This is a genomic window from Burkholderia sp. Bp8986 (genome assembly GCF_003854225.1).
GTDB lineage: Bacteria > Pseudomonadota > Gammaproteobacteria > Burkholderiales > Burkholderiaceae > Burkholderia.
Map to the genome: position 1 here is coordinate 93,124 of NZ_QTQM01000013.1, position 26,934 is coordinate 120,057.

The 26,934-nt window shown below is 72.1% G+C and carries 13 protein-coding genes; 1 reads left to right on the top strand and 12 read right to left on the bottom strand.

Annotation, left to right across the window (positions count from 1 at the left end):
* Positions 1–17: 17 nt before the first annotated feature.
* The 3 genes from DID99_RS14760 to DID99_RS14770 are packed head-to-tail and all read right to left on the bottom strand — an operon-like array spanning position 18 to position 15,738.
* Entirely contained in the window at positions 18–1,043 is a 1,026-nt protein-coding gene (locus DID99_RS14760; RefSeq protein ID WP_124667008.1) for a GNAT family N-acetyltransferase, read from the bottom strand.
* The gene (locus DID99_RS14765; protein ID WP_124667009.1) at positions 1,033–6,030 is read right to left on the bottom strand and encodes a non-ribosomal peptide synthetase; all 4,998 of its coding nucleotides are present in this window, start codon (positions 6,028–6,030) and stop codon (positions 1,033–1,035) included. Before DID99_RS14765 ends, DID99_RS14760 begins: the two co-directional genes overlap by 11 nt.
* 9 nt (positions 6,031–6,039) lie before the next feature.
* On the bottom strand, positions 6,040–15,738 hold the full coding sequence (locus DID99_RS14770) for a non-ribosomal peptide synthetase (RefSeq protein WP_124667010.1): 9,699 nt from the start codon (positions 15,736–15,738) through the stop codon (positions 6,040–6,042).
* Positions 15,739–16,010: 272 nt separating this feature from the next.
* On the opposite strand from DID99_RS14770, the gene DID99_RS14780 reads away from it, so the two are divergent.
* Positions 16,011–17,756, top strand: a complete 1,746-nt coding sequence (locus tag DID99_RS14780; protein WP_124570472.1) for a cyclic peptide export ABC transporter — start codon at positions 16,011–16,013, stop codon at positions 17,754–17,756.
* A 214-nt stretch (positions 17,757–17,970) separates the two neighbouring features.
* Here the strand turns inward: DID99_RS14780 and DID99_RS14785 are convergent, their stop codons facing one another.
* The 9 genes from DID99_RS14785 to DID99_RS14825 form a co-directional block, all read right to left on the bottom strand.
* Positions 17,971–19,002, bottom strand: coding sequence for an ABC transporter substrate-binding protein (locus DID99_RS14785; protein ID WP_124570471.1), 1,032 nt, complete (start codon positions 19,000–19,002; stop codon positions 17,971–17,973).
* Positions 19,002–19,802, bottom strand: coding sequence for a siderophore-iron reductase FhuF (gene fhuF, locus DID99_RS14790; protein ID WP_124570470.1), 801 nt, complete (start codon positions 19,800–19,802; stop codon positions 19,002–19,004). The genes DID99_RS14785 and fhuF overlap by 1 nt, the downstream gene beginning before the upstream one ends.
* Positions 19,799–21,901 (bottom strand): Fe(3+)-hydroxamate ABC transporter permease FhuB, encoded by a 2,103-nt coding sequence (gene fhuB / locus DID99_RS14795; protein ID WP_124667011.1) that lies wholly within the window; start codon positions 21,899–21,901, stop codon positions 19,799–19,801. The genes fhuF and fhuB overlap by 4 nt, the downstream gene beginning before the upstream one ends.
* Positions 21,898–22,749, bottom strand: a complete 852-nt coding sequence (locus DID99_RS14800) for an ABC transporter ATP-binding protein (protein WP_124485525.1) — start codon at positions 22,747–22,749, stop codon at positions 21,898–21,900. The genes fhuB and DID99_RS14800 overlap by 4 nt, the downstream gene beginning before the upstream one ends.
* Positions 22,739–23,758 carry a TauD/TfdA family dioxygenase gene (locus DID99_RS14805; protein WP_124570467.1) on the bottom strand — a complete coding sequence of 340 codons (1,020 nt, stop codon included), beginning with the start codon at positions 23,756–23,758 and terminating at the stop codon, positions 22,739–22,741. Before DID99_RS14805 ends, DID99_RS14800 begins: the two co-directional genes overlap by 11 nt.
* Before the next feature lie 44 nt (positions 23,759–23,802).
* Positions 23,803–24,045 (bottom strand): MbtH family NRPS accessory protein, encoded by a 243-nt coding sequence (locus DID99_RS14810; RefSeq protein ID WP_044843583.1) that lies wholly within the window; start codon positions 24,043–24,045, stop codon positions 23,803–23,805.
* Between the two features lie 117 nt (positions 24,046–24,162).
* Positions 24,163–24,831, bottom strand: coding sequence for an RNA polymerase factor sigma-70 (locus DID99_RS14815; RefSeq protein ID WP_044843584.1), 669 nt, complete (start codon positions 24,829–24,831; stop codon positions 24,163–24,165).
* A gap of 321 nt (positions 24,832–25,152) precedes the next feature.
* Positions 25,153–26,175 (bottom strand): fimbrial protein, encoded by a 1,023-nt coding sequence (locus tag DID99_RS14820; protein WP_124485720.1) that lies wholly within the window; start codon positions 26,173–26,175, stop codon positions 25,153–25,155.
* Positions 26,172–26,918: a molecular chaperone gene (locus tag DID99_RS14825; RefSeq protein ID WP_124485527.1), complete on the bottom strand. Its 747-nt coding sequence runs from the start codon at positions 26,916–26,918 to the stop codon at positions 26,172–26,174. Before DID99_RS14825 ends, DID99_RS14820 begins: the two co-directional genes overlap by 4 nt.
* Positions 26,919–26,934 lie beyond the last annotated feature (16 nt).

Sequence of the window (26,934 nt, forward strand, 5' to 3'; positions counted from 1 at the left end):
TCGGTGAAACCGGCCCGTCAGACGTGACGGCCGGAGAAGAAGGTCTCGCGCAGCGTGCGCATCCACAGCGGCTGCCCGTCGGCGAGCGCCAGGCGGCGCTGCCGCGCGAAGCCATGCCGCGCGAGGGTATCGACGACCCGCGCGCGGCCGGCCGGGACCGCGCAGCCGACCGCTTCGGTGCGCGGGTCGTCGAGAAACAGGTAATGCACGACGGACGGCAGCCAGCCCGCCACGCAATGCGGGCCGCGCCAGCGCGATGCGCCGACCAGCATCCGCAGCCCGCGGTCGTAGTCGCGCGCGCCGACGTGCGGCGCGAGCGGGTCTTCCTTCAGCCAGTACGCCTCGACGTACGCGAACGGTTCGCCGTCGAAGCAGCCGACGAGCGGGCTCACGTGCGGATCGGCATCGGGCGCCGTGCCGTGCGCGCCGGGCTGCGTGCCCGGCCAGCCGTCGCGCACGCGCGGCTCGTCGAACCAGTGCGCGAGGCGCGCGGCATCCTCGCCCGGCTGCCAGCCGCGCAGCGTGAAGCGCACGCCAAGCGCCGGCAGGTCGCGCGCATACACGTCGCCGCGCGGCGCGGGCGGCCGGCGCGGATGACGCCGGCCGTCGGTCAGCATCGGCAGCGTCGCGCACGGCAGATGCGCGCCGACGCGCCACAGATCGGCCTGCTGGGCCCAGCCCTCGCGCATGCACCGGCCGCCGTCGGCCAGCACGCCGCTCGCGCGCAGCGCATCGAGCGCGACCGCCGGCCATGCGGCCGGGTCGAGCCGGATCGCCGCGTGGCGCGCGCTGTCCGAAAACGCCGCGGCGAGCGCGGCCAGCAGCGCGCGGCGCTGGTCGGCCGGCGCCGCGCGGTGGTTGTAGGCGACGAGGCGCAGCGCGCCGTCGTCGCCGAGTTGCGCACGCAGCAACTGCGCGCCGATGCCGTCGCCCTGTGCGACGCGGATCTCCGTGCCGTCGCGCACCGCGAACAGGCCGCCCGCGAACGCGAGGCGGTACGTATCGAGCAGCGTGAATCCGTCCGGGCGCACTTCAGCCAGCATCGCGCACCTCCAGTCGCGTGTGCGCCGCTTCGTCGAGATGCGTGCCGAGCGCCGCGAGCGTCGGCGACGTGAACACGTCGGCCACCGTCAGCGCGTGCCCGGCGCGGCTCGCCGCATCGACGAAACGCACGACGTCGAACGACGTCGCGCCGGCCTCGAACAGATCGGCATCGGGCGCGGGCGCGGCCGTCGCGAACGTGTCCGACCACAGCGCGGCGAGCGCGGCAGCCGTGTTCGGCACGCGCGATGACGCCGCCGCATGGGTCGCGTTGCCGACCGGTGCGACCGCTGCCGGCGCGGCGAACAGCGCATCGGGCACGCCGAGTGGCGCTTGCGCCGCACCGGCGAAACGCGCGACTTCGTCGTGGTAAAGATCGACGAGCGCATCGACGAAGCGGCCGTCGAGCAGTTCGTCCGCATAGGAGAACGCGGCGCTCACGCGGCCGTCCGGATGCTCGACGACGTCCAGCTCCAGCGTGAACACGACGCGATGACGAACGTCGTCGAAGCCGGCGAGCGACAGGCCGGCCCAGTCGCGTGCGGCCGCGCCGGTCGGGCGCAGGTAGTTGAACATCACCTGGAACAGCGGATTGGCCCGCGCGGCACGCGGCGCGCGCAGCGCCGCGACGACGTCGGCGAACGGCACGTCCGCATGCGCATAGGCGGCAAGCGCCATGTCGCGCACCTGGGCGAGCACGTCCGCGCGGCGGGCCGTGGAATCGAGCCGCGTGCGTACGACCACCGAATTGATGAAGAGACCGAGCGCGTCGCGTGCGGCTTCACCCGTGAGTTCGCGCGTCGATGCCAGCACGCCGACCGGCTGGTCGGCCGCGCCGGTCACGCGGAACAGCGCGGTATTGAGCGCCGCATGCAGCAGCATCGGCAACGTCGCGTGCGACGCCGACGCGGCATCGCGCGCGGCACGGATCAGCGACGCGTCGAACTCGAACGCGATGCGCGCCGCACGCCATTGCGGCACGGCCGGCGCGTCGGCGCGCTGCGGAAGCATGGGCGGCGGCAGGTCGGCCAGCGCGTCGCGCCAGTACGCGACACGGGCCGGCTGGCACGACGCGGGCAGCACGAGCGGCGTGTTTTCTGGCGTCGTTGTCGTCGTCGAAGAGGCCCGGGCCGCTTCGCCGCGCACGAGCGCGACATAGCGCGCGCGCACCGCGTCGAGCCATAGCTCGATCGATTCGCCGTCCGACACGATGTGATGGATCGTCACCGACAGCACGTGATCGTCCGCGCCGAGCCGCAGCACGCGGGCGCGCCACAGCGGCGCGTCGGCCGCGAGATCGAACGGCGCGAGCGCATCGGCGCCGGTCAGCGCCGCCGCGCGCGCGAGCGCGTCGGGCTGCGCGGACAAGTCGACGACCGGCAGCGCGACGCTCGCCGCGGCGTCGATCCGCTGGCCCGGCAGCATGCCGTCGCGCGCGACGAGCCGCGTGCGCAGCGCCGGGTGCGCGGCCGCGACCGCCGAAAACGCCGCGCGCAGCGCATCGACGTCGAGCGGGCCGCGCACGCGCAGCGCGACCGGAATGTTGTATGCGGCGCTGTCCGGCTGCGCGCGCCACAGGAACCACAGGCCAAGCTGCGCGGGCGACAGCGGCCACACGCCATGCGCATCGGGCTTCGCCATCGCGACGCCCGGCACGGCGGTGCCGGCGTGCGCGGCGCGCGGCGCGTCGGCCACCTGGCGCGCGTATTGCGCGAGCACCGGCGCTTCGAACAGCGCGCGCACCGGCACGTCGCGGCCGAGCCGCTCGGCAACGCGGGTCGCGACGCGCACCGCCGCCAGCGAATGGCCGCCGAGTTCGAAGAAGTGATCGCCGCGGCCGACGCGCTCGGCGTTCAGCACGTCGCGCCAGATCGCCGCGAGCACGGTTTCATCGCCGTCGTGCGGCGCCTCGTAGGCACGTTCGACGCGCACCGGCGCCGGCAGCCGCGCCCGATCGACCTTGCTGTTCGCGTTGCGCGGCAACGCGTCGAGCACGATCAGCTGCGCGGGCACCATGTAGTCGGGCAGCGTGCGGCGCAGATGCGCGTCGAGCGTCGCGGCCTCCACCGGTTGCGCGGCCGCCTGCGCGTCGGCGGTCAGTTCGACGTACGCGACGAGCTGCGCCTGCGCGCCCTGCCCGTGCACGACCGCGCACGCTTCGCGCACCGCATCGTGCGCGGCCAGTTGCGCCTCGATCTCGCCGAGTTCGATGCGCAGCCCGCGCAGCTTCACCTGGTGATCGACGCGGCCGATGAAGTCGAATACGCCGTCCGCGCGCCGCCGCACGAGGTCGCCCGTGCGATACAGGCGTGCGCCCGGCGCGCCGTACGGGTCGGGCACGAAGCGCTCGGCCGTCAGCGCGGGACGATCGAGATAGCCGCGCGCGACGCCGATCCCCTCGCCGCCGAGGTACAGCTCGCCGATCACGCCGACCGGCAGCGGATGCAGCCGCGCGTCGAGCACGTGCGCGGTGCGCGCGCCGACCAGCGTGCCGATCGGCAGGTACGCGGCGTCGCCGAGCGTCGCGAGATCGTCGCCGGGACGGAACATCCACAGCGTCGGCGTGATCACGGTCTCGGTCGGCCCGTAGCCGTTGACCACGCGCACGTTCGGCATCGCGCGGCGCAACATCGCGAAGGCTTCGCGCGACGTCGCCTCGCCGCCGACGGTCAGCGAGCGCAGCGTCGGTGGCGCGCCGTGCACGAGCGCCCATTCGGCGAGCTGCGCGGCGCAGCCGGGCGGCACGTAGGTCATCGTCACGCCGTCGCGAATCATCATCGCGCAGGTCTGCGCGGGCGGCCACAGCACGTCGGCCGTCACCGACACGGCGGCACCCGACAGGTACTGCGAAAACCAGCCTTCGTGCGCGCCGTCGAAGTTGACCGACTGGAACAGCAGAAACACGTCGTGCTCGCCCGCGCCGTAGCGTTCGGCGATCGCCGCGCAATGCCGCGCGAACGCCGCGTGATCGACGATCACGCCCTTCGGCTTGCCGGTCGAGCCGGACGTGTAGATCGCGTACGCCGCATGGCCGGGCAGCACGTCCGGCAGCGCGACGTCCGCGGCTTCGTCGAGCGCGTCGACTTCGTCCGCGCGCCAGACGCGCAGCGCCGGCAGCTCGGGCAGCGAGGCGGCGCTCGCGGCGTCGGTCAGCACGTGCGCGATGCCCGCGTCGCCGACGATCTGCGCGAGCCGTTCGCGCGGATGCGCCGGATCGAGCGGCACGAACGCGGCGCCCGACTTCAGCACCGCGATCAGCGCGACCAGCAGGTCGACCGAACGCTGCAGCGCGACGCCGACGCGCATTTCCGGCCGCACCCCGGCGGCGACGAGGTTGCGCGCGATGCGGGCCGCGCGCGCGTCGACCTCGCCGCGCGTCAGTGCGCGATCGATGTCGGCGACACCGCGTGCGTCGGGCCGTGCGTGCGCGTGTGCGGCGATGCGTGCGTGCACCGGCACGAACGGTTCGGCATCGGCCGCGCCTGCCGGCGCATTCCACGCGAAGAGTTGCGCGAGCTCGTCGGCCGGCAGCCAGTCGAGATCGCCGATCGGCATGTCGGGGCGCGCGAGCGCATCGCCGAGCAGCGTGACGAAGCGCGCGGCCAGCCGCGCGATCGCGTCGCCGTCGAACAGGTCGAGCGCGTAGATGAATGCGGCGTCGAACGTGCCGTCGGGCGTCGCCTCGACGGCAAGCGTCAGGTCGAATTTCGCGGAAGGCGTGCCGGACGGCAGCAAGGATGCCGATGCCGCGCCCAGCGCCGGCAGCGCGCGGCGCTCGCCGTACGCGGCCATCACCTGGAACAGCGGATGGTGGCTGGCGCTGCGCGGCACGCCGAGCGCGTCGACGACCTGCTCGAACGGCACGTCCTGGTGCATCTGCGCATCGACGAGCGCGCGCTGCGTGCGTGCGACCAGCGACGCGAAATCGCCGTGCGCGGGCACGTCGACATCGATCGCGAGCGTGTTGACGAAAAAGCCGATCAGGCCGGCCGTTTCCGCGCGCTCGCGGTTCGCGGCCGGCACGCCGACGCAGATCCGCGCATCGCCGGTCGCGCGCGCGAGCAGCGCGTCGAGCGCCGCGAGCAGCGCCGCGAACGGCGTCGCGCCCGACGCGGCCGCGAACGCGCGCAGCCGCGCGCCGGTGTGTGCGTCGAGGGAAAACACGTGACGCGCACCGCGTGCGCTGCGGCGCGCCGGCCGTGCGGCCGCGCCGGGCAGCGTCAGCACGCCGCGTTGCGGGTCGAGGCGCTCGCGCCAGAACGCCAGTTGGCGATCGCGCTCGCCGGCATCGAGCCAGCGGCGTTGCCACAGCGCATAGTCCGCATACTGGATCGGCAGCGGCGCGAGCGGCACCGGCGCGCCCGACGCATACGCGCGATAGAACGCCGCGAGTTCGAACAGCATCACGTCCGACGACCAGCCGTCCGACACGATGTGGTGAACGGTCAGCGCGAGCCAGTGATGCGTCGCGTCGAGACGGATCAGGTGTGCTCGCATGAGCGGCGCCGCGCCGAGATCGAACGCGGCGGCTTCGTCGGCCGTCGCGATGCTTTCGGCGCGTGCCATGCGCTGCGCGTCGGGCAGCGCTTCGAGACCGGTCTCGCGCCACGGGCAGCGCAGCGGCGGATGGATCGTCTGTGCGACGCCGTCCTCCGCTTCGTCGAAGGTGGTGCGCAGCGCTTCATGGCGCGCGATCAGCGCATCGCACGCGAGCCGCAGCGCGTGCGCGTCGAGCGGACCGGTCAGCGCGAGCCGCTCGGTGATGTGATACGCGTCCGGCGCGTCGATCAGCCGCGCGTGCAGCCACAGCCGCGTCTGCGCGAACGATGCCGGCACACGGTCGCCGCGCGGCGTGCGCGGCGGGATCGGCAGCATGCGAAAGTCGATGCCGGCCGCGCCGAGCTTGTCGATGAACACCGCGCGCTGCGCGTCGGGCAATTGCGCGAAACGCGTCGCGAGTGCGAGCCAGTCGGGTTGCATCCTCGTCATCCGTCGTCCTTATTGGGTTTCCAGTTCGCCGAGCAGCGCGTCGATCGCGCTCGCCGCGTCGGTCGCGCCGCGTGCCGCGCAGGCCGCATCGATCGCGTCCGCGCAGCGTGCGAGCGTGCGGGTGTCGAACAGCGTGCGCAGCGGCAGCGCGAGGCCCCAGTGCAGGTTCGCCTGCGCATGGGCTTGCGTCGCGAGCAGCGAGTGGCCGCCGAGCAGGAAGAAATCGTCGTCGCGGCCGATCGCGTCGACGTGCAGCACGCGTTGCCAGATCGCCGCGAGCGTGCGCTCCGTGTCGGTCGCGAGTTCGCTGGCCGCGGCCGCCTCGCGCACCGGTGCGGGCAACGCATGGCGGTCGCACTTGCCGTTCGGCGTGACCGGCAGCGCGTCGAGTTCGATCAGCTGCGACGGCACCATGTAGGCCGGCAACTGCGCGCGCAGCGAATCGAGCATGGCCGCACGGTCGAGCGGCCCCGCGTCGCCGCGTGCGACATAGCCGATCAGCTGATCGTCGCGCACGATCACGACCGCGTCGTGCACGCCCGGCGCCGTGCGCAGCAGCGCCTCGATTTCACCCGGCTCGATCCGCTGGCCGCGCAGCTTCACCTGCGTGTCGACGCGGCCGAGGTAGTCGAGCGCGCCGTCGGCGCGACGCCGTGCGAGGTCGCCGGTGCGATACATGCGCGCGCCCGGCACGAACGGATCGGGCACGAAACGCTCGGCGGTCAGCCCCGGGCGGCCGAGATAGCCGCGCGCGAGCCCCGCGCCGGCCAGATACAGTTCGCCGGTCGCGCCGGCCGGCACCGGCTGCCAGGCCGCGTCGAGCACGTGCAGCTGCAGGTTCGCGATCGGATGGCCGATCGGCACCGCGAATGCGTTGGCGTCGTCGGGGCCGCAGGTCCAGTGCGACACGTCGATCGCGGCTTCCGTCGGCCCGTACAAGTTCACGAGCGTCGCGTTCGGCACGAGCCGCGCGACCTTCGCGACGAGTTCCGGCGCGAGCGCCTCGCCGCTCGCGACGATCAGGCGCACGCTGTCGCATTGCGCGGCGGCCTGGAAATCGTCGAGATACGCGGCGAACGCGGCCAGCATCGACGGCACGAAGTGCAGCACCGTCACGCCGTGCGCATGGATCGCGGCCGCGAGGCGGGCCGGATCGCGGTGGTCGCCGGGCGCGGCGATCGCGAGCTTCGCGCCGGTCGCGAGCGGCCACACGAATTCCCACACCGACACGTCGAAGCCGAACGGCGTCTTGTGCAGCACGACGTCGTCGCGCGTGAGCCGGTACGCGTGCTGCATCCACGCGATCCGGTTCGCGAGCGCGCCGTGCGAGTTGCCGGCGCCCTTCGGCTTGCCGGTCGAGCCGGACGTGTAGATCAGGTACGCTAGCTGGGCGGCGTCGATGTCGGTCGCGATCTCGGCGGCATCGCCCGCTTCGCCGTACTCGCCGCCATCGTTCGCTTCATCGGCGAGCAGATCGGCGACCGTCAGCAACTGCGTCGTCGCGTCGTCGCCGAGCGCAGCCTCGACTCGCGCGCTCAGATGGGCCTGCGTGATCGCGACCGCGGGCCGCGCGTCGCGCAGCAGGTACGCGATGCGCTCGGCCGGATAGTCGGGGTCGACCGGCAGGTACGCGGCGCCGGCCTTCAGCACGCCGACGAGCGCCGTCACCATGTCGAACGAACGCTCGACGCACAGCGCGACCGGCGTGTCGGGCTGCACGCCGCGCCGGCGCAAGGCGGCGGCGACGCGCGTTGTGTTCCGGTCGAGTTCGCGATAGGTCGCGCGTTGCACGTGGCCCTGGGCATCCGCGTATTCGAGTGCGATCGCATCGGGCGTTGCGCGTGCGGCGTCCGCGAATTGCAGATGCAGCGGTTGCCGTTGCGCGTCCGGCCAGCTCCGTGCGGTGTCCTGCGCGCGGGCCAGCGCGTCGCGCGTCGCGTCGTCGGCGATCGACAGCGTGCCGAGCAGCGCGTCGGGCGTGCGGGCCAGCGCATCGAGCGCGCACGCGAACGCGCGGTGCCAGGTCTCGACCTGGTGCGCATCGACGCGCGCGGTGTCGTAGCCGTAGTCGATCGTCAGCTCGGCGCCGCTTTCGATCACGAGCGTCAGCGCGAAATCGGTCGACTCGATGCTGCGCACGCCGCTCAGCGCGAGCGCACGCGGATCGGCATCGCGCGCCGTGTCGTCGACCGGGTAGTTCTCGAACACGACCAGCGTGTCGAACAGTGCGCCGCCGGCGCCGCGCGCCCAGCGCTGGATGTCGGCGAGCGGCGTATGCGCATGCTCGGCAGCCGCCGCGTTCTCGCGCTGCAATCCCTGCAGCCAGTCGGCCGCGCGTTGTTGCGGCGCGGGTGCCGTGATCACCGGCAGCGTGTTGATGAAAAGGCCGAGCACCGTATCGACGTCCGCGAGCGCATCGGGACGGCCCGCGACGGTCGCGCCGAACGCGACGGCCGGCTGGTGCGTCATGCGCTGCAGCGCGAGCGCCCACGCGCCCTGCACCAGCGTGTTGACGGTCAGCTTCAGCGCGCGCGCCGTGTGCGCGATACGCGTCGTCGCGGCCGCGTCGATCGTCGCGCGCCACGTGACCATCTCGGCGTCCGCGCGGTCGGCCACACGCTCGGCGATCAGCGTCGGCGCATCGAGGCGCGCGAGCCGCCCGGTCCAGAAACGCTCATCGGCGTCGCGGTCGCGCGTGCCGAGCCACGCGATGAAGTCGCGATAGCGCAGCGCCGGGCGGCTCGCGAACGGCGACACCGCATCGGGGTCGCGATAGTCGCGCAGCACGTCCGCGAGCAGGCGCGCGGTGCTCCAGCCGTCGAGCAGCACATGGTGGCGCGTCCACACGACGCGCCACGCGTCGTCCGTCACGCGCATCAGCGTGAGCCGCATCAGCGGCGGCTCGCGCCAGTCGAAGCCGCGTGCGCGATCGGCCGCGAGCCACGCGTCGAAGTCGGCGTCGAGCGTGTCGCCGCGCGCACGCCAGTCGAGTTGCTCGACCGGCATCCGCGCATGGCGATGCACGCATTGCAGCGGTGCGGCCTCGTCGGGCATCACGCTGGTGCGCAGGATGTCGTGACGTGCGACCGATGCGGCGAACGCGGCCGCGAGCCGGTCGGCATCGAGCGCCGTCGCGGTCGCGACGAGCTGGTTCACGTAGCTCGCATGACCGGGCGCGAACAGCGCATGGAACAGGATCCCCTGCTGCATCGGCGACAGCGGATACACGTCGTCGATCGTGCGCCAGTCGAGCGGCGCGCGCTCGATCGCGGCCTGCGTGAGGCCGGCAGCCTGCGCGAGCGGGAAGTCGCCCGGCGTCGCGCCGCCGCCGCGATGCGCGACACGCGATGCGCATGCGTCGGCGAGTTCGCGCAGTGCGGCCGCAAAGCGTTCCGCGAGCGCATCGATCGTCGCGCGCTCGAACTGCGGCGCGCCGTATACCCAGTGAACCTTCAGCGTGCGTGCGCCGTCGCGGTCGGTATCGAGATACGCATGGATCGCGAGCGTGTTGCCGAGCGGCCCTTGCGGGTCGCGCTCGATGCCGGTGCCGCCGAAGCGCGGCACGAGCGTCGCGTCGCGCGGTGCGTCGAACTGGCCGAGATAGTTGAACGTGACGCGCGGACGCGGCACGGCGGCCAGCGCCGCCCGCGTCGCCGCGTCGCCGTAGTGCGCGAGCACGCCGAAGCCGAGCCCCTTGTGCGGCACCGCGCGCAGCGTGTCCTTGACCGCGCACAGCGTGTCGCGCGCGGTGGCTTCGACCGGCAGCGTGACCGGATAGTGGCTCGTCAGCCAGCCGATCGTGCGGCTCGCGTCCGCATCGTCGAACAGCGCCTCGCGGCCATGCCCCTCGAGTTCGACGCGGCACGACGCGGCGCCGTCGGCACCGGCCAGCGCCAGCGCGAGCGCCGCGCCCAGCAGTTCGATCGTCTGCGTGCGATACGCGGCGTGCGCGTCGGTCAGCGCGGCGCGGGTCAATGCCGCGTCGATGGTCTGCACGACGACCGCCGCGTCGGCGTTCGTCGCCGGTGCGTCGGGATGATCGGGCACCAGGTCGTCGCCCTGTGCCATGCCGGCCCAGTAAGCCGCTTCAGCGGCGAACGGCGATGCCGGCTCCGTCGCGGCACGCGCGAGGCGCGCGGCCCACGCATCCGCGCGCAGGCCCGGCTGCGACAGGCGAACGGGCGTGCGCTCGCATGCGGCGCGATACGCGGCGTCGAGGTCGTCGAGCAGGATGCGCCACGACACGCCGTCGACGATCGCGTGGTGAATCGCCAGATACAGCCGCGCCGCGCCGTCCGGCAGACGCGCCGCGCATGCGCACGCGAGCGGCCCGCGGCCGAGGTCGAGGCGACGCTGCAACGCGTCGAAGCGCGCCAGTGCGTCGGCTTCGTCGCGCGCGGCGACTTCGACGAACGGCAGCGCGTCGTAGGGTTTCGGCGCATCGCTCGCGCGCCACTTGCCGTCCGCGCCACGCGCGAAGCGCTGGCGGAATGCGTCGTGATGGGTGAGCAACGCGTCGAATGCACGCGCGAATGCGTCGGCGTCGAACGGACCGCGCACGTCGAACGCGACGGACTGGTTCCAGTGGCCCGGATGCGGCACGTCGAGCGCGAAGAAGCGCTGCTGTGCAGGCGTCAGGACCGCTGCGGAAGCGGTTGCGGACCGAGCCGGCGCGGTCGATGTCGTTGCGGCGGCAACGTCCTCGATCTTCGCGATGCGCGCGAGTTCGGCGACCGTCGGGCCGTCGAACAGCTGCTTCGGCGTGAAGCGCACGCCGCGCTTGCGGGCGCGTGCGATCACCTGCAGCACGAGGATCGAATCGCCGCCGAGCTCGAAGAAATTGTCGTCGCGGCCGACGTGCGGCGCCTTCAGCACCGCTTGCCAGACTTCGGCGAGCGCCGTTTCGACCGGCCCCTGCGGCGCATCGCCGGCGGCCACCGCCACCGGCGATGTGGCCAGTTCGCGCAGCGCCGCGCGATCGAGCTTGCCGTTCGCGGTCACCGGCAGGCGTGCGAGCACGACGAACTGCGCGGGCACCATGTAGTCGGGCAACGCCGCGCCGAGCGCCGCGCGCACGGCCGCTTCGTCGAATGCCGCGCCGTCGCGCATCACGACGAACGTGGCGAGCCGCAGGCGGGCGTCGTGCTCGATCGCGAGCGTCTCGGCCTGCGCGATCGGGCCGGCCGCGCGTACCGCCGTGCTCACCTCGCCCGGCTCGACGCGATAGCCGCGAATCTTCACCTGGTCGTCGATGCGGCCGAGGAACGCGAGACGGCCGTCCGCGCGCAGGCGTACGCGATCGCCGGTTCGATACAGGCGCGCACCGGCCGCGAACGGATCGGGCACGAAGCGCTCGGCGGTCTGCGCGGGCCGGTTCAGGTAGCCGCGCGCCACGCCCGGGCCGCCGAGATACAGTTCGCCCGCCGCGCCGGCCGGCACGCACGCGCCGAACGCGTCGAGCACCAGCGCGCGCGCATTCGGCAGCGGGCCGCCGAGCGGCACGCCGCTCGCGGGATCGCGCGCATCGGCGGCGATCGACGCGGTGTCGCACGCGATCGCGCCGACGGTCGCCTCGGTCGGCCCGTAATGGTTGATCACGCGGCAGGCCGGCGCGAGCGCGGCGATTCGCGCGACGAGCGCCCACGTCAGCGTTTCGCCGCCGGTCACGAGCGCATGGCGCGGCAGCACGTCGGCCGGCACGCGCGCGTCGAGCAGCGCCTGCAGGTGGCTCGGCACGATCTTCAGCACGCCGACGTCGCGGCGGCGCATCTCGTCGGCGAACAGGTCCGGATCGAACGCGCACGCGGCCGGCAGCAGGTGCAGCGTGCGGCCCGCGCACAGCGCGCCGAACAGCGTCGTGTGGCCGAGGTCGGCGGCAACCGTCGACACCATCGCGAACGACGCGTCCGGTGCGAACGCGAGTTCGTCGAGCATCCCCTGCACGTAGTCGGCCAGTGCGCCGTGCGACACGACGACACCCTTCGGCGTGCCGGTCGAACCCGACGTATAGATCAGGTACGCGCCCTGTTCCGGATGCGGCGCGACGCGGATGCCCGCCGCATGCGCGAGCGTCGCGTCCTGCGCGAGCGTGTCGACGTCGAGCGGCTGTGCGGCGCTGCCGGCCGGCCACGCGGCCCCGTCCGGCTGCTGCGCGACGAGCGCCCAGCGCGCGCCGCAATCGGCGGCCGCGGCCACGAGGCGCGCGGCCGGCTGGGCCGGGTCGAGCAGCACGGCCAGCGCGCCGGCCTTCAGTGCGCCGAGCAGGCCGACGACGAAGCGGGCCGAGCGCTCGATGCAGACGATGACGGGTGCTTCGGCCGTCGCGCCGCGCAGTTTCAGCGCATGTGCGATACGGTTCGATGCATCGTCGAGTTCGGCGAACGTCAGCGACGCCGACGCATCGGCGAGTGCGACGCGATGCGGATACGCGGCGGCCTGCCGCGCGAAAGCGGCGACGATGTCGGCGTGTTCGATCCGCAACGCACGGCCGTCGCGCGGCTGGCGCGATGCCGGCGACGCATCGCACGGCAGCGCGGCCGTCGCGCGGTGCGGTTCATGTGCGGCGGACGCGACGAGCGCCGCATAGCTGTCGAGCCATGCGCGCGCGGTGTCGGCCTCGATGCAGTCGGTCGCATAGGCGGCGACCAGTTCGATCCCGTGCGGGTCGTCGGTGAAATCAAGCGCGAAGTCGAAGCGCGCGGCGAGATCAGGCCCCGGCGTCGCAACGGCGGTCGCGTCCGGCAGCACGCTGTCGTGCCGCGCATCGAACTGCTGCGCGAATTTCACGCGCAGCCATTCGTCGCCGCGCCGGACCGGCGGTTTCACCGCATCGACGACGCGCTCGAACGGCACGTCCTGGTGCGCGACCGCGTCGAGTGCCGCCGTGCGCGCCGCGTCGACCAGCGCGCGGAACGGCAGCGTCGGCGCCACCCGCACGCGCAGCGCGACCGTGTTCAGGAACAGGCCGAGCAGCGCGCGGGTTTCCGGCCGCTGCCGATGCGCGACCGGCACCGCGACGACCACGTCGGTCTCGCCGGTCAGGCGCGACAGCCATGCATCGAGCGCGGCCAGCAGTACCGTGAAGACCGTGGCCTGCGCGTCGCGCGCGAGACGCCGGACGTCCGCCGCAACCGTGTCGGGCAGGCGAACCGACACGCGTGCGCCCTGCAGCGTGCGCGTCGCACCCGGCTTCCGATCGACCGGCAGCGCGAGCGGGCCCGGCACGTCGCGCAAGGCGTCGCGCCAGTAATCGAGCTGACGCTCGCCTTCGCCGCCGGCGAGCATGTCGCGCTGCCAGTCCGCATAGTCGGCGTACTGGATCGGCAGTGGCGGCAACGCCGGTTCGCGCCCTTCCGCATACGCACGGTACGCGGCCGACAATTCGTCGAATGCGCAGCGCGAGCTCCAGCCGTCGGTGATCGCGTGGTGCGCGGTCAGCAGCAGCCGGTGGCGATCGTCGGCGAGCACGACGAGCGTCGCGCGCAGCAGCGGCCCGTTCGACAGATCGAACGGTGCGCCCGCGTCGCGCTCGGCGATACGCGCGGCTTGCGCGTCGCGAGCGGCCGGCGGCTGGTCGCGCAAGTCGAGCGTCGCGATCGTAACCGGCAGACGGGCATGGATGCGCTGCATCACGATGCCGTCGTCGTTGTCGACGAGCGTCGTGCGCCACGCGTCGTGCCGCCCGATCACGTGATCGAGCGCACGCTGCAGCGCGGCGCGGTCGAGCGCGCCGTCGATCGTCCAGTGCGCGGCGATGTGATACGCGGCGCTGGCATCGCGCGTTTGCGCGAGCACCCAGAAGCGTTGCTGTGCGAGCGATGCGGCACGATCGACATGCGGGGCACCCGATGCGGCGGCTTCGGCCGGTGCACGGCGCGCGGCAATCGCGGCCAGCGGCTCGCCCGTCTCGCGCTCCGCCTGATCGACGTGCGCGGCCAGCTCGGCCAGTGCCGGATCGGCGAACAGAGTGTCGAGCCGCAGGTTCACGCGCAACGCGGCGCGGACCGCGGCCTGCAGTTGCATCGCGGCGAGCGAATCGGCGCCCAGCGCGAAGAAGCGGTCGTCGCGCGACGGCGTCGCGTCGAGGCCGAGCAGCGTCTGCCAGAAGCCGGCGATCTGCGCTTCGGTCGGCGTGCACGGCGCGGCGCCGGCGGGAGCTTCGGCGTCGCGCGCGGCGGCGCTGCGCTCGCGCAGCGCGGCACGGTCGAGCTTGCCGTTCAGCGTGTACGGCAGCGCAGCGCAGCGCACGAAGCGGTGCGGCTGCCACGCGGCAGGCAATTGCGCGCCCACGTGCGCCTTCAGCTCCGCATCGTCGGCGGCCGCGCGCAGCGCGACGCACGCGATCAGCCGCGTCGGCCCGTTGCCGGTTTCGGCGATCACGGCCGCGTCGGCCACTGCCGGATGCGTGCGCAGGCACGCGGCGATTTCCGCGGGCTCCACACGCACGCCGCGCACCTGGACCTGATCGTCGAGGCGGCCGAGATAATCGAACGCACCGTCGGCGCGCAGGCGTGCAAGATCGCCGGTGCGATAGACGCGGGCACCGGGCTCGCCGTGCGCATCGGGAATGAAGCGTTCGGCCGTCAGCGCCGGGCGGCCGTGATAGCCGCGCGCGAGACACACGCCGCCGAGCAGCAGCTCGCCGCCCTCGCCCGCGTCATTCGGCTCGCCGGCCGCGTCGCCGTCGATGCGCGCGACACGCGGGCCGATCGCGCGACCGATCGGCAGCGACGCATACGCATCGTCCGCTTCCAGCGCGGGCATTTCACCCGGCTCGACCGGCCACAGCATCGGCGAGATCACGGCCTCGGTCGGCCCGTAGCCGTTGATCAGGCGTACCGACGGGAACGTGCGGCGCACGAATTCGAATGCCTGTTGCGGCAGCGCTTCGCCGCCGAACGCGAGCACGCGCAAGGCCGGCGGCACGCCGTCGCGCGCGGCGACGGCCGCGAATTCGCGCAGGTAGGCCGGCGGGAACGCGGCGACGCTGACCGCTTCGTGCACCATCAGCGCATGTGCGGCGTCCGGCGCGAACGGTTGCGGCGGCGCGATCGTCACGCTCGCACCCACCGCGAGCGGCGCGAGCCAGCACTCGTGCGCGGCATCGAAATTGACCGACGCGAAATGCAGCAGGCGGTCGCCGCCCGCGATCGGCAGCGCGGCCGCGAGCGCATCGCAATGCGCGGCGAGCGGCCCGTGCTCGACGACCACCGCCTTCGGCGTGCCGGTCGAGCCCGACGTATAGATCATGTAGGCGGCCGAGCGCGGATGTACCGGCGCGTCTTCGTCGTCGACGCAGGCAGCGGCATCCGCGGAGCTTGCGTCGAACGCGTGATCGAACGACGCGCCGAGCGCCGCGCGGCCGGCCGCATCGACGACGCCGTGCCGCAGTTGCGCATCGCGGACGATCCAGTCGAGGCGCGCGGCCGGATGACGCGGATCGAGCGGCACGAATACGCCGCCCGCCTTCAGCACGGCGAGCAGCGCGACGAACAGCTCGCACGAGCGCTCGACGCAGACACCCACCCGCACTTCCGCGCCGACACCGGCCGCGCGCAGTTGGCGGGCAAGGTGCGACGCACGCGCGTCGAGCGCGCCGCGCGACAGGCGCAGGTCGTTCTGAAAAGGCGCGGCGAGCGCGGGCGCGTCGGGCGCGCGGCGCGCCAGTTCGCGGATTCGGTGATGCAACGCAGTCGGGAAACTCGTCATGTGCGTGAAGTCCTTCGGTCCGGCCGCTTCGGCCAAGTCTCGGGGCCGCATGGGGCGGCTTCACTGGTGTGACGAACGGCGCGGCCGATTTTTTACCGTTTTGCGCGCAAAGCCGGCACGGATGCATTTTTTGAAGGCAGGGCTAAATATTTGCGCGGCCCGTTCGTCTATCAGGGAGGAAAGTCGCAACCGGGCCCGCCCCGCGCGCCGCTTTCGCATCAGTCTTGCCGTTTCCGCAGGGTTTGCCTGCCCTTCATTTACCGACGTTGCCGATGACCGCTGCCCACGAGCCCTCTTCCCCGCCGTCCCTCGACGCCCCCCCCGGCCGCCCCGCGGCCCGCCTGATCCTCGCGTTGCTGCGCGAAAGCCGCGCGTCGCTCGCGCTGGCGCTCGTCGCCTGCGTGCTCAACGGCGTCGCGAGCGTGCTGCTCGTCGCGACGCTGAACCGCGCGCTCGCGACGCCCGGCGCGGCCGACGCGGCGCTCGCGTGGCGCTTCGCGCTGTGCGCGGTGATCGCGCTCGTCACGCGGATCGTGTCGGGCACGCTGTTCGCCCGGCTGTCGCAGGACACGATGGCGCGGCTGCGCATGCACCTCGCGCGGCGCGTCGGCGCGGCCGAGCTGCGCGACATCGAGCGGATCGGCGCGGCGCCCGTGCAGTCGGTGCTGACCGACGACGCGACCAACGTGTCGATGCTGTTCTTCGCGCTGCCGAACCTGGTGATGCACGGCTCGATCGTGTTCGGCTGCCTCGGCTATCTCGCGTGGCTGTCGTGGCCCGTGTGCGTGCTCGCGCTGACCGCGATCGTCGCCGGCTCGCTCGGCTATCACACCGGCGATCGCCGCGCGATCGCGTCGCTGGAGGCGGCCGGCCACGCGCAGGACCGCCTGTTCGGCTATCTCGGCTCGCTGTTCTCCGGCGCGAAGGAACTGAAGCTGCACGACGCGCGCGCGCGCCAGTTCGTCGACGGCCAGCTCGGCGCCGCGATCGGCGAGGTGCGCGACCACCGCCGCCGCGCGTTCAGCGCGTATGCGATCGGCGTCGGCTGGATCATCTTCCTGTTCTACGTGTTCCTCGGCGCGGCCGCGTTCTGGCCGCAGCTCGGCGTGCATGCCGATGCGGGCACGGCGGCCGGCTACGTCGTCGTGTTCCTGTTCATGCTGGTGCCGCTCGACGGTCTGCTGAACAACCTGCCGACCGTCAACGCGGCGCGCGTGTCGCTCGGGCGCATCGAAGGCGTGATGGCCGAATTCGGCGCGCTGCGGACGGTGCCGCCTGCGAGCGACGCGCCCGACGTGCCGCCGGCAGGCGCCGTCACGCTGCGCGGCGTCACGCACGCGTATTTCCACGAGCGCGACGAACGGATGTTCCGCATCGGGCCGATCGACCTGACGATCCGGCCGGGCGAGCTCGTGTTCATCGTCGGCGGCAACGGCAGCGGCAAGACGACGCTCGCGAAGGTGCTGACGGGGCTCTACGAGCCGGAGGAAGGCACGATCGAGGTCGACGGCCGCCCGATCGGCTGGCGCGAGCGCGCCGCGTACCGGCAGCGTTTCAGCGCGGTGTTCAACGACTTCCACCTGTTCGATGCGCTGCTCGGCATCGTCGATCCCGACGATCCGGCGCGGACGCAGGCCGATGCGCGCGCGAACGCGCTGGTCGCGAAGCTCGCGCTCGATCACAAGGTGAAGGTCGTCGACGGCGCGTTCTCGAACCGCGCGCTGTCGACCGGGCAGCGCAAGCGGCTCGCGCTCGTCGTCGCGTACCTGGAGGACCGGCCGTTCTACCTGTTCGACGAATGGGCGGCCGACCAGGATCCGTCGTTCAAGGCGGTGTTCTACGAACAGTTGCTGCCCGAGCTGCGCGCGCGCGGCAAGGCCGTGATCGTGATCACGCACGACGACCGCTATTTCGGTCTCGCCGATCGCCTGCTGAAGCTCGACAACGGGCAGATCGTCAGCGATACGACGCCCGCGCGGTCACGCGCACGCGATGGTGCGGATGTGCTGAGCGCGTAAGTATCGTCAAACACCTGCCGCCTGCGCGCAGCGGATGCTGCACGCAGGCGGTTTCAGGTTCGAAGGATGGTGAGCGTCGGGAAGTACCGGAAGAACCTGAGATATATCGTTTGCGACGTCGACGGAATGCAGCGGAACAGGCATTCGCGCAACACGCGCGAGACAATGCAATTCGCGACCACGCCACCCCACCCGCGCACGACCCGCCGCGCGTTCAGCGCACGGCCGGCAGCGTCAGCATCGTATCGGTCATCACGTCGGCCAGCTTCAGCGCCGACATCGGCCCGCCGAACCCCCAGATGTTCCGCTCGACCAGCGCGATCCTGCGCTCGCGCAGCGCGGGCACGAAACGCCACACCGGCGAATCGAGTTTCGACGACAGCGGCACGTCCATCCCCGTCGCGGTGACGAACAGCACGGCGAGATCGCGTTGCCGGAGCAGATCGGCGGACGTCACGTAAAGCGTGCCTTCCCGCGTCGGCTTCTTCGGCCACGGGTCGAGCCCGAGCGCGCGCGCGAGGCCGGCCGACGTGCTGTTGCCCGTATAGGCCCAGTAGCGGTCGGGCAGCCCGAGATCCTGCAGCAGTGCGATGCGTTCGCCGCCGCGGCCCGCGGCCGCGAGCCGCGCCGCATTGCGCGCGATCCCTGCGTCGAGTTGCGCTTCGACCGCCTGTGCGCGTGCCTCGCGCCCGGTCACGCGACCGATCGTCCGGAAGATCTGGCGCATCCAGTCGAGCTGCGTGACGGGCACGCCGCGTTCCGACACGTTCGGGCTGAACTGGAACAGGATCGTCGGCGCGATCCGGTCGAGCGCGGCGAAGATCGGCGCATGCCGGAAGCCGACGCCGATGATCAGGTCGGGCTTCACCGCGGCAATCGCCTCGAGCCCCGGCTCCTGCCTCGAACCGATGTCGGTCACGTGCGCGAGCCGGTCGCTCTGGTAGCCGAGCCAGCCCGGATAAAACGCGGTATCGGCCATGCCGACCGGCACGAGGTCGAGCGCGATCACGCTTTCCGCGAACATGAAGTCGAGCGCGACCACGCGCTGCGGCCGCACGGGCATCGTCGCGCTCGCCTGCGACACGACGGGGTTGGCGGCGAGCGAGCGGCCCGGTTGCGACGGCATGCCGCCCTGCCCGGCGCGCGCGCCGTCCGCGATCGCGACGGCCGGCGCACCGCAGCACGCGGCGCCGAGCGCGGCCAGTGCCGCGAGCGCATGGCGGCGGCCGGCATGCGGTACCGGCATCACCGGATCGCATCCTGCCCGGCCAGCGCCGCGTCGTCCATCGTCAATAGCAGCGGGCAGCTTCCACACAGTTGCGTTTCTCCAGGAATTTCATAGCGCAGGCAGCATACGCGGCGCGCGCGAAACGGCGTCGGCAGCAGCGGCGAGCGCGGCACGGCGTCGCGCACCGGCATGCGCAGCGGATTCGGCTCGCCGGCGACGCACGACGCGCCGAACAGCCAGTCGGCATCGCGAACGGGATCGGCCGCGCACGGCAGCGCGCGGTACGTGTCGAGCAGATAGTCGAGCAGGTTGCCCGCGTTGCTCCACAGCACGCGCGGCGTGACGCGGCCCATCGCCGCGAGCAGGTCGATCACCGCGCCGAGATGCGCGACGAGCCCCGCATAGCGCGGCGCAGGTTCGTCGCACGGTGCGCCGAGCGCGTCAGGCGAGACATACAACGCGGCCGGCATCCCGTCGTCGAGCGCGACGAAGGTGCGCTCCGGCGCCATGTCGAGCGGCCGGCCGAGCGTCAGCGCGGCGACCACGCCGGCGGGCGCCGCGCGGCCGAAGTAGTACTTGCTCCATTGCGACATCAGCGCGCGCGCATGCAGCACCGGATCGCCGCCGTAGTGGCGGACCATCGCGTCGAGCACCGTATCGCGATGCTCGGGCAGCGCGCTGACCGGCACGACGATCCGGCCCGGCGCGTGCGTGTCGTCGGGCATCCCGAGCCACACGGCGTCGAGATGCGCGGCGAACGGTTCGGGCGCGAACGCGGAGAATCGCGTGGCGCGTGCGCCGTCGAGCGCCGGCGTCATCGCCCCGCGCGCCGGGCGCGGCGCCCCTCGAGGATCAGCAACCCGAGCAGGTAAGGCGCGCCGATCAGCGCGGTCAGCACGCCGGCCGGCACTTCGCGCGGCGCGACGACCGTGCGGGCGGCCAGATCGGCGAGGCCGAGAATCAGCGCGCCGCATGCGGCCGCGAGCCACAGCCGCGTGCGATGCCGGCGCGCGCCGAGCATCGTCGCGACGTGCGGCGCCATCAGCCCAATGAAGCCGACCGGGCCGACCGCCGCGACGGCCGCGCAGGCGGCGAGCGTCGCGATCGTCAGCGCGAGCGGCCGCAGCGCGGCGACCGGCAGGCCGAGCGCGGCCGCCTGGTCGTCGCCGAGCGCGAGCATGTCGAGCGGCCGCGCGAGCCACGCGAATACCGGCAGCGCCAGCACGCACCACGGCAGCAGCATCGACACCTCGCCCCAGCTGCGGCCGTAGGTGCCGCCGACGAGCCAGACGACGAAGCGCGCGGGCTGCACGCTTTGCTGCGTGATCAGCCATTGCGCGAGCGTGGTCCACAGCGCGCCGATCGCGATGCCGGTCAGCGCGACCGCGAGCGGTGCGTAACGATGCCGGTGATTCAGCACGAGCGTGATCGCGAGCGACGCCGCACCGCCGCTCAACGCGGCCGCCGCGAGCGTCACATGCCCCATCAGCGGCCACGTCGACAACGCGAACAGCGTGACGAGCCCCGCGCCCTGCGTGACGCCGAGCACTTCGGGGCCGGCGAGCGGGTTGCGCACGACGCTCTGCATCGCGACCCCGCTCACCGCCAGCAGCGCACCCGCCAGGAGCGCACACAGCAGCCGCGGCATGCGCAGGTCGATCAGCATCCGCGCGACGGGATCGTGACCCGACAGCGCGGCGGACCAGCGTGCCGGCGACAGCCATTCGGGGCCGGCCGACACGCCGACGAACACGACGAGCGCGCCGGCCACGACGAACAGCGCGGTGCGCAGCGGCCAGCCGAGCCGTTCGAGCCAGCCGACCATGCGCGTCGCCCCGCCGCCGGCCGCGCGTTCGGCTTGTGCGTGCAGCACGCCCGACCACGCGGCGCCGCGCCGGATCATCGCGAGCATCAGCGGCGTGCCGACGAGCGCGATCGCGACGCCGGTCGACAGCGTCGCGTCGAGGCCCGACGCGAGCACCGTGCTGTCGGTGACGAGCACGAGCGCACCGCCCGCGAGCGCCGACAGCGGCACCAGCACGCCGAGCCGCGCCGCGCGTGCGCCGCGCACCTGGCGCAGCAGGTTCGGCGCGACCAGCCCGACATACGACAGCGGGCCCGCGATGCTGACGGCCACGCTGGTGAACGCGACGGCGACGATCGTCGTCGCGAGCCGCGTCGCGTCGACACGCACGCCGGCCGCGGCCGCCGCCTCGTCACCGAGCGCGAGCGGATTCAGCGGCCGGATCACGAACGGCAGCGCCAGCAGCGGCACGACGAGCCAGCGTGCGGCGAGCGCGAGCCCGGTCGCGCCCGGCTGATAGAGACTGCCGTTGGTCCACAGCGCGGCGCCCGCGATGTTCTGCTCGAAGAACGCGAGCACGAGCGTCGACAGCGCCGCGAACAGCAGCATGCAGACGCTGCCCGCGAGCACGAGCCGCAGCGGCGTCGCGCGCCAGCCGCCGGCCGCGACGATCGCGCACGCGGCGGCGACCAGCCCGCAGACGAACAGCAGCGGCACCGATGCGACCCCGGCGAGCGCCGGCACCAGCATCGCCGCGAGCAGGCCGAGCTGGGCGCCGCCCGTCACGCCGAGCAGGTCGGGGGACGCGAGCGGGTTGCGCGTGAGCGACTGGAACAGCGCGCCCGCGATCCCGAGGCAGCCGCCCGCGACGAGCGCGGCCGCGACGCGCGGCAGGTTGAGATCGAACAGGAACACGCCCGCGAGCGCGGCCGCGTCGCTGCCCGGCACGGCGTTCCACCACACGCGCAGGTCGGGGGCGACGCGCAGCACCGCGAGCACCGCGATCAGCGCGACGAGGCCGAGCGCGAGCGCGCCGGCGCGGCGGGCGGCTGCCGCACCGTGGGCGCCCTGCCCGCTCGCCGCGAGCCGTTTGCGCATCGCGAACGTCGTCATACGGCGATATCCCGCTGGACTGTGCGATCGAACGCGTCCGTCGCGCCGGATGCCGGCGGTCCGTAGGCCGGCACGCACATCGGCGCGCCCGTCTGCGGATGCGCGAGCTTCAGCATGTCGACGCCGAACGCCGCGCGCAGCTGCGCAGGCTCCAGCATCGCGTCGGGCGAGCCCTGCGCGACGAGGCGGCCGGCACGCATCAGCACGATCTCGTCGCTGTACGCCGCTGCCTGGTTCAGGTCGTGCAGGACCCACACGATCGTCAGCCCGCGCGCGCGGTTCAGCGCGCGCAGCGCGTCGAGGATGTCGAGCTGGTGATGGATGTCGAGATAGGTCGTCGGCTCGTCGAGCAGCACGATCGGCGCCTGCTGCGCGAGCGCCATCGCGATCCACGCGCGCTGCCGCTCGCCGCCCGACAGCGCGCCGACGTCGCGCCCGGCGTCGCCGGCGAGACCGCTCGTGTCGAGCGCCTCGTCGATCGCCGCATGATCGGCGCGCGACAGCCCGCGCAGGAAGCCGCCGTACGCGTAGCGCCCGTACGCGACGAGCTCGCGCACCGTCAGGCCCGACGGAATCTGGTTGAACTGCGCGAGCATCGTGAGCTCGCGCGCGAGCGCGCGACGGCGAAACGACGCGAGCGGCTTGCCGTTCACGTCGACCTGGCCCGCACGCGCGGGCTGCAGGCCCGCGAGCGTGCGCAGCAGCGTGCTCTTGCCGCAGCCGTTCGGGCCGCACAGCGCCGTGACGCGGCCGGCCGCGATCGACAGGTCCAGCCCGTCGATCACGACATGGTCGCGATAACCCACCGTCAGCCCGCGCGCGGCCAGCGCGGCGCTACTACGCGTCATCGGTCCTCCGTTCGGTCGCGCGCGGGACCGTGTAACTCTGCGCCATCGCGACGACCACCTTGCGCGGCCCCTCGAACGGGTCACGTGCGTGCGCGGTCAGCATGTTGTCGAGCATCAGCACGTCACCCGTCCGCCACGGGAACACGATGCGCTGGCGGTCGAGCACGCCGCGGATCTCGGCGAGCGCGTCGGCCTCGAGCGGCTCGCCGTCGCCGTAATACACGTTGCGCGGCACGTTCTCGAGCCCGACCGCGTCGACGAGCGCTTCCTGCATGTCGTCGTCGAGCGCGGACAGGTGAAACAGGTTCGCCTGGTTGAACCACACGCGGTCGCCCGTGCGCGGATGGCGCGCGACGGCCTGGCAGCGTTCGCGCGTGCGCAGCAGCAGTTCGCCGTCGTCGTCGGTGCGCCATGCGCATTCGATCCCGCGCGCCGCGCACATCCGCTCGACCTCGGCCGGCTCCTCGGTGCCGAACGATTGCTGCCACGGCAGGTCGAGCCCCTGGCCGAAATTGCGCACGTACAGCAGCTCGCGCTGCTCGAAGCGCGCGATGAGCGCCGGATCGAGCGCGCGATAGACGGCGCGGCTGTCCGCGATCGGCGTCGCCCCGCCCTTCGGCGCCGCGAGCGCGCAATGGAACCAGATCCGCAGCGGCCACTCGCGCGTGTACGACTGCTCGTTGTGCAGCGGAATCGCGCGGTGCGGCGGGTATTCGGTCGACGTGTAGACGGCGCCCTCGACCTGGCTGCGCGGCGTCGACGCGTATTCATAGCCGATCAGCGGATCGCCGAACGATGCCGCGAACCGCTGGAACGCATCGATCGACGGCACGTGAAAGCCCGTGAACAGCACACCGCCCGCCCGTTCGAGCGTGTCGGCCGCGATCGCATGCGCGAGCGGCGCGATCTCGTCGATCGAAATGCCGTCGGCGCTGCGCGGCGACACGACGGTGGGCAGCCCCGGCTCGATACGCAGGTCGTCGAGCGTCGGCAACGAAAGCAGGGTCATGCAACGTCCTCTTCAGGTGACGCGCCGGATCGCGGCGCGGCGGGTCACGACGTGCGCGTCGCGCGTTCGCCGTCCATCGCGCGGCGCAGGCTCGCGGGGCGCATGTCGGTCCAGACGGTCTCGATGTGCGCGAGGCAGTCGGCTTTCGGGCCGCGCACGCCGACCTCGCGCCAGCCGGCCGGCACGGGCCGGAACGTCGGCCAGATCGAATACTGTTCTTCGTCGTTGATGACGACCGTGTAGACGAGGTCGTCGGTATCGGCGGAAGGCGTCGTGGCTTGCGTCATGATCGAAAAAACGGGAAGCGGTTGAAGGATGCGAAGCGGCAAGTGACCGGACCGTCGGATCGTTGGACCGTTGAATCGGCCGCTCCTGTCTTGAAGACGATTGGCCGGCGCGTTTTTTTACCGTCGCCGCGCGCGGCCGCCGAGAAACACCGGGCACGCGACGCCGCGATGGCATGCGTCGAGGCATTCCGCGCAGTGCCGCTCCGCGTCGCGCACCATGAAATGCACGAGGGTTTGCGACACGTTCAGCGCGCGCGCCGCGGTCTGCAGCGTCTCCTCGCGCAGCCGCACCATCTCGAACGCCGCGCGGCTGCGCGCCGGCAGGTCGTCGAGCGCGGCCCATACGCGACGCAGCGTGTCGCGCGTCAGCAGCGCGGCCTCGGGCGTCGGTTCCGGCGACGGCACGTCGAAGCCGTCGTCCTCTTCCGTGTGATAGACGTTCTCGAGGCTTTGCCGGCGGCACGCGTCGATCGACGCGTTGCGCACCATCCGCGTCACGTACGCGACCGGCTGGCGCACGGCGTCCTGGTTCGGGAATTCGACGAGCTTCACGAACACGTCGTGCACGACGTCCTCGGCCCGGCTCGCACAACCGACGAAGCCGCGCGCGACGTTCACGAGCATCGCGCGATGGGCGATCAGCACGTCGAGCAGCGCGCCCTGCGCACGCGGCTGCGCGCCGCGATGCGCCCGCGGTGCGGGACGTGACGGGAGGTCCGGACAACTGCCGAGGAACGGGTTCGCCGCTGCGGCTGCCGGCCGTTCGAGCACTTCCGCCATTGCCATCGATCTGCTCCGTCAGATTTCGAGATAGCGCAATTTAACGTAAACGCAAATCATTCTCAATACGATTACGAAATGCCCCTTCAGATCGTCAGGATTTGTCTGATTAATTGACGGGATCCGTGTTTTTGTCGGACGGGATGGCTGCCGCGGAGCGGTGGCGTGGGGAAAGCTTTCCGCGGGAAGGAATTGGCATGGCACCGTAAACGGCCCGCGGCGCCAGGTGGGTGTGGCACGGCGTCGGGAGCGCCGCAAAGAAGCGCCGGCATGCCGGCGCTTCTTTCATGGCGCGCGCGGCGCGTCCGGCCGCGCACGCAGCGCGCGTCAGTAGATGAACAGCCGGATCGTTGCGGTTGCATCGAACCGCCCGATCTTCGGCGGCCCGAACGACTTCAGCACCGCGTCCATCCGCACGCTTTGATTCATCACGTTCGACGGAAACTGCGCGAGCGTGAACTGCTGGTTGAACGGAATCGCGTTGCCCTTGCTGTCCTCGATGCCGATCCCGAAATTGCTGTCCTTCGCCGGCACCAGCAGGCCGTTCTGCAGCGGATAGCTCGTTTCGAAATAGCCGTCGACGCGCACCGCGACGTTGCACTTCTTGGACAACGACAACGAGAACGGCTTGCGCGGCACCGCGGGCAGGAAGCCGTTACCCACCGCCTGCACCTGTCCGAAGTTGACGATGCCCGGTTCGGGCGTCACGAGCACGTCGACGAAGCACGGCGTCGGCTTGAGGTTGCGCAGGCCGCTCAGGCGGTACTGGAAGCTCGTGCCGAATGCATTCAGCCCGAACTCGCCGTCGAACTGGAACACCGTGTAGATATCGCTCGGCGGCTGGACCCAGTTGCCCTTCTTGCGCACGACGACCTGGTAGTCGATGCTGATGCGGGTCTGCTCGCAACGCCTGTGATCGAAGTCTTCCCTGCTGCACGGCGGCACCGCATAGCCGGTAAACACCCCGCCGCCGCGATTGCTCGTCTTGTCGAAGTAGTCGACGCCCTTGTAGCGGATGCCGATCTCCAGCCCCCACGCGGCCGGGTTCGTGCGATTCGGATTCGCGTAGAAATAGATGTTGTCGACGACTTTCAGGCTGTCGGCATCGCCGAGGTCCTTGTAGCAATACCCCGACGTCGTGCGGACCGGCGACACCCAGATCACGTAGCCGTCCGGCGCGTCGGTCGGATACGACGCCACGCCGCCGATCGGCTCGGTCAGCGAGGTCGCGCCGCTGTTCGTCAGGCATCGCAGCGCCCACGCCGGCTGCGCCGCCGCGACCAGCAACGCAAGCACGAGCCAGCGCAGCCATGCTGCCGGCCATTGCCGTTCGCGCATCCCGCCGCTCATCGCTTCACGCTCTTGCACGCACCGGCATCGCACGCGTATTCGACCGCCACCTGGCCGCCGTAATCGTCGATATGCGTGACGAACAGCGTCGACGGCGTCGCGGCCTTGAACGGCACACCGGCCGTGCTCATCGGGCTCACCATCACCGGCTCGATCGGCACCGGCGTCTTCTGCGCGCCTGCCGTCACCTCCACCACCGTCACGTGGTACGGCGTCGGGTTGTCGAACACGAGCGTGTGCGCGGCCGGGTCCACCCGCAGCGTCATCGGCAGCGTCCAGTCCTCGTCGCGCGCGGGCTGCACGGCCTTCGGCCGGTAGAACAGCTTCATCTGCGTATGCAGCGCGATCTGCAGCGTGTTCGGTATATCGGACTTCGGCGGCACTTCGCGGATGTTCAGGTAGAACACCGATTCGCGATCGGCCGGCAGCGCGGCACCGGGCAGCTTCGCGATCCGCAGCACGTTGCGCTCGTTCGCCTCGATGCGCTGCAGCGGCGGCACGACCATCAGCGGCGACGCGATCTTGTTGCCCTTCGCGTCCTCGAGCCACGACTGCACGAGATACGGATACGTCGTGCTCTTGTTCGTGATCGTGACGATCGCGGCCTGTTCGCCTTCGTTGAAGATCACGCGGGTGCGGTCCGGGACGATCGCCGCGTGCGCGACACCGGCGAGCAGCGCGCTCGCCGCGCTCAGCATGCACGACGCGCGGCGCAGGAAGGAAAGGGAGAAAACGTGGTTCATCGCTGGATCCGTGAAA

Bases quoted from the DNA above. Each gene is read 5' to 3' on its own strand.
- DID99_RS14760 (WP_124667008.1), bottom strand. From the start codon at position 1,043: ATGCTGGCTGAAGTGCGCCCGGACGGATTCACGCTGCTCGATACGTAC.
- DID99_RS14810 (WP_044843583.1), bottom strand. From the start codon at position 24,045: ATGACGCAAGCCACGACGCCTTCCGCCGATACCGACGACCTCGTCTAC.
- fhuB (WP_124667011.1), bottom strand. From the start codon at position 21,901: ATGACGACGTTCGCGATGCGCAAACGGCTCGCGGCGAGCGGGCAGGGC.
- DID99_RS14780 (WP_124570472.1), top strand. From the start codon at position 16,011: ATGACCGCTGCCCACGAGCCCTCTTCCCCGCCGTCCCTCGACGCCCCC.
- DID99_RS14815 (WP_044843584.1), bottom strand. From the start codon at position 24,831: ATGGCAATGGCGGAAGTGCTCGAACGGCCGGCAGCCGCAGCGGCGAAC.
- DID99_RS14800 (WP_124485525.1), bottom strand. From the start codon at position 22,749: ATGACGCGTAGTAGCGCCGCGCTGGCCGCGCGCGGGCTGACGGTGGGT.
- DID99_RS14825 (WP_124485527.1), bottom strand. From the start codon at position 26,918: ATGAACCACGTTTTCTCCCTTTCCTTCCTGCGCCGCGCGTCGTGCATG.
- DID99_RS14820 (WP_124485720.1), bottom strand. From the start codon at position 26,175: ATGAGCGGCGGGATGCGCGAACGGCAATGGCCGGCAGCATGGCTGCGC.
- DID99_RS14765 (WP_124667009.1), bottom strand. From the start codon at position 6,030: ATGACGAGGATGCAACCCGACTGGCTCGCACTCGCGACGCGTTTCGCG.
- DID99_RS14805 (WP_124570467.1), bottom strand. From the start codon at position 23,758: ATGACCCTGCTTTCGTTGCCGACGCTCGACGACCTGCGTATCGAGCCG.
- DID99_RS14785 (WP_124570471.1), bottom strand. From the start codon at position 19,002: ATGCCGGTACCGCATGCCGGCCGCCGCCATGCGCTCGCGGCACTGGCC.
- fhuF (WP_124570470.1), bottom strand. From the start codon at position 19,802: ATGACGCCGGCGCTCGACGGCGCACGCGCCACGCGATTCTCCGCGTTC.
- DID99_RS14770 (WP_124667010.1), bottom strand. From the start codon at position 15,738: ATGACGAGTTTCCCGACTGCGTTGCATCACCGAATCCGCGAACTGGCG.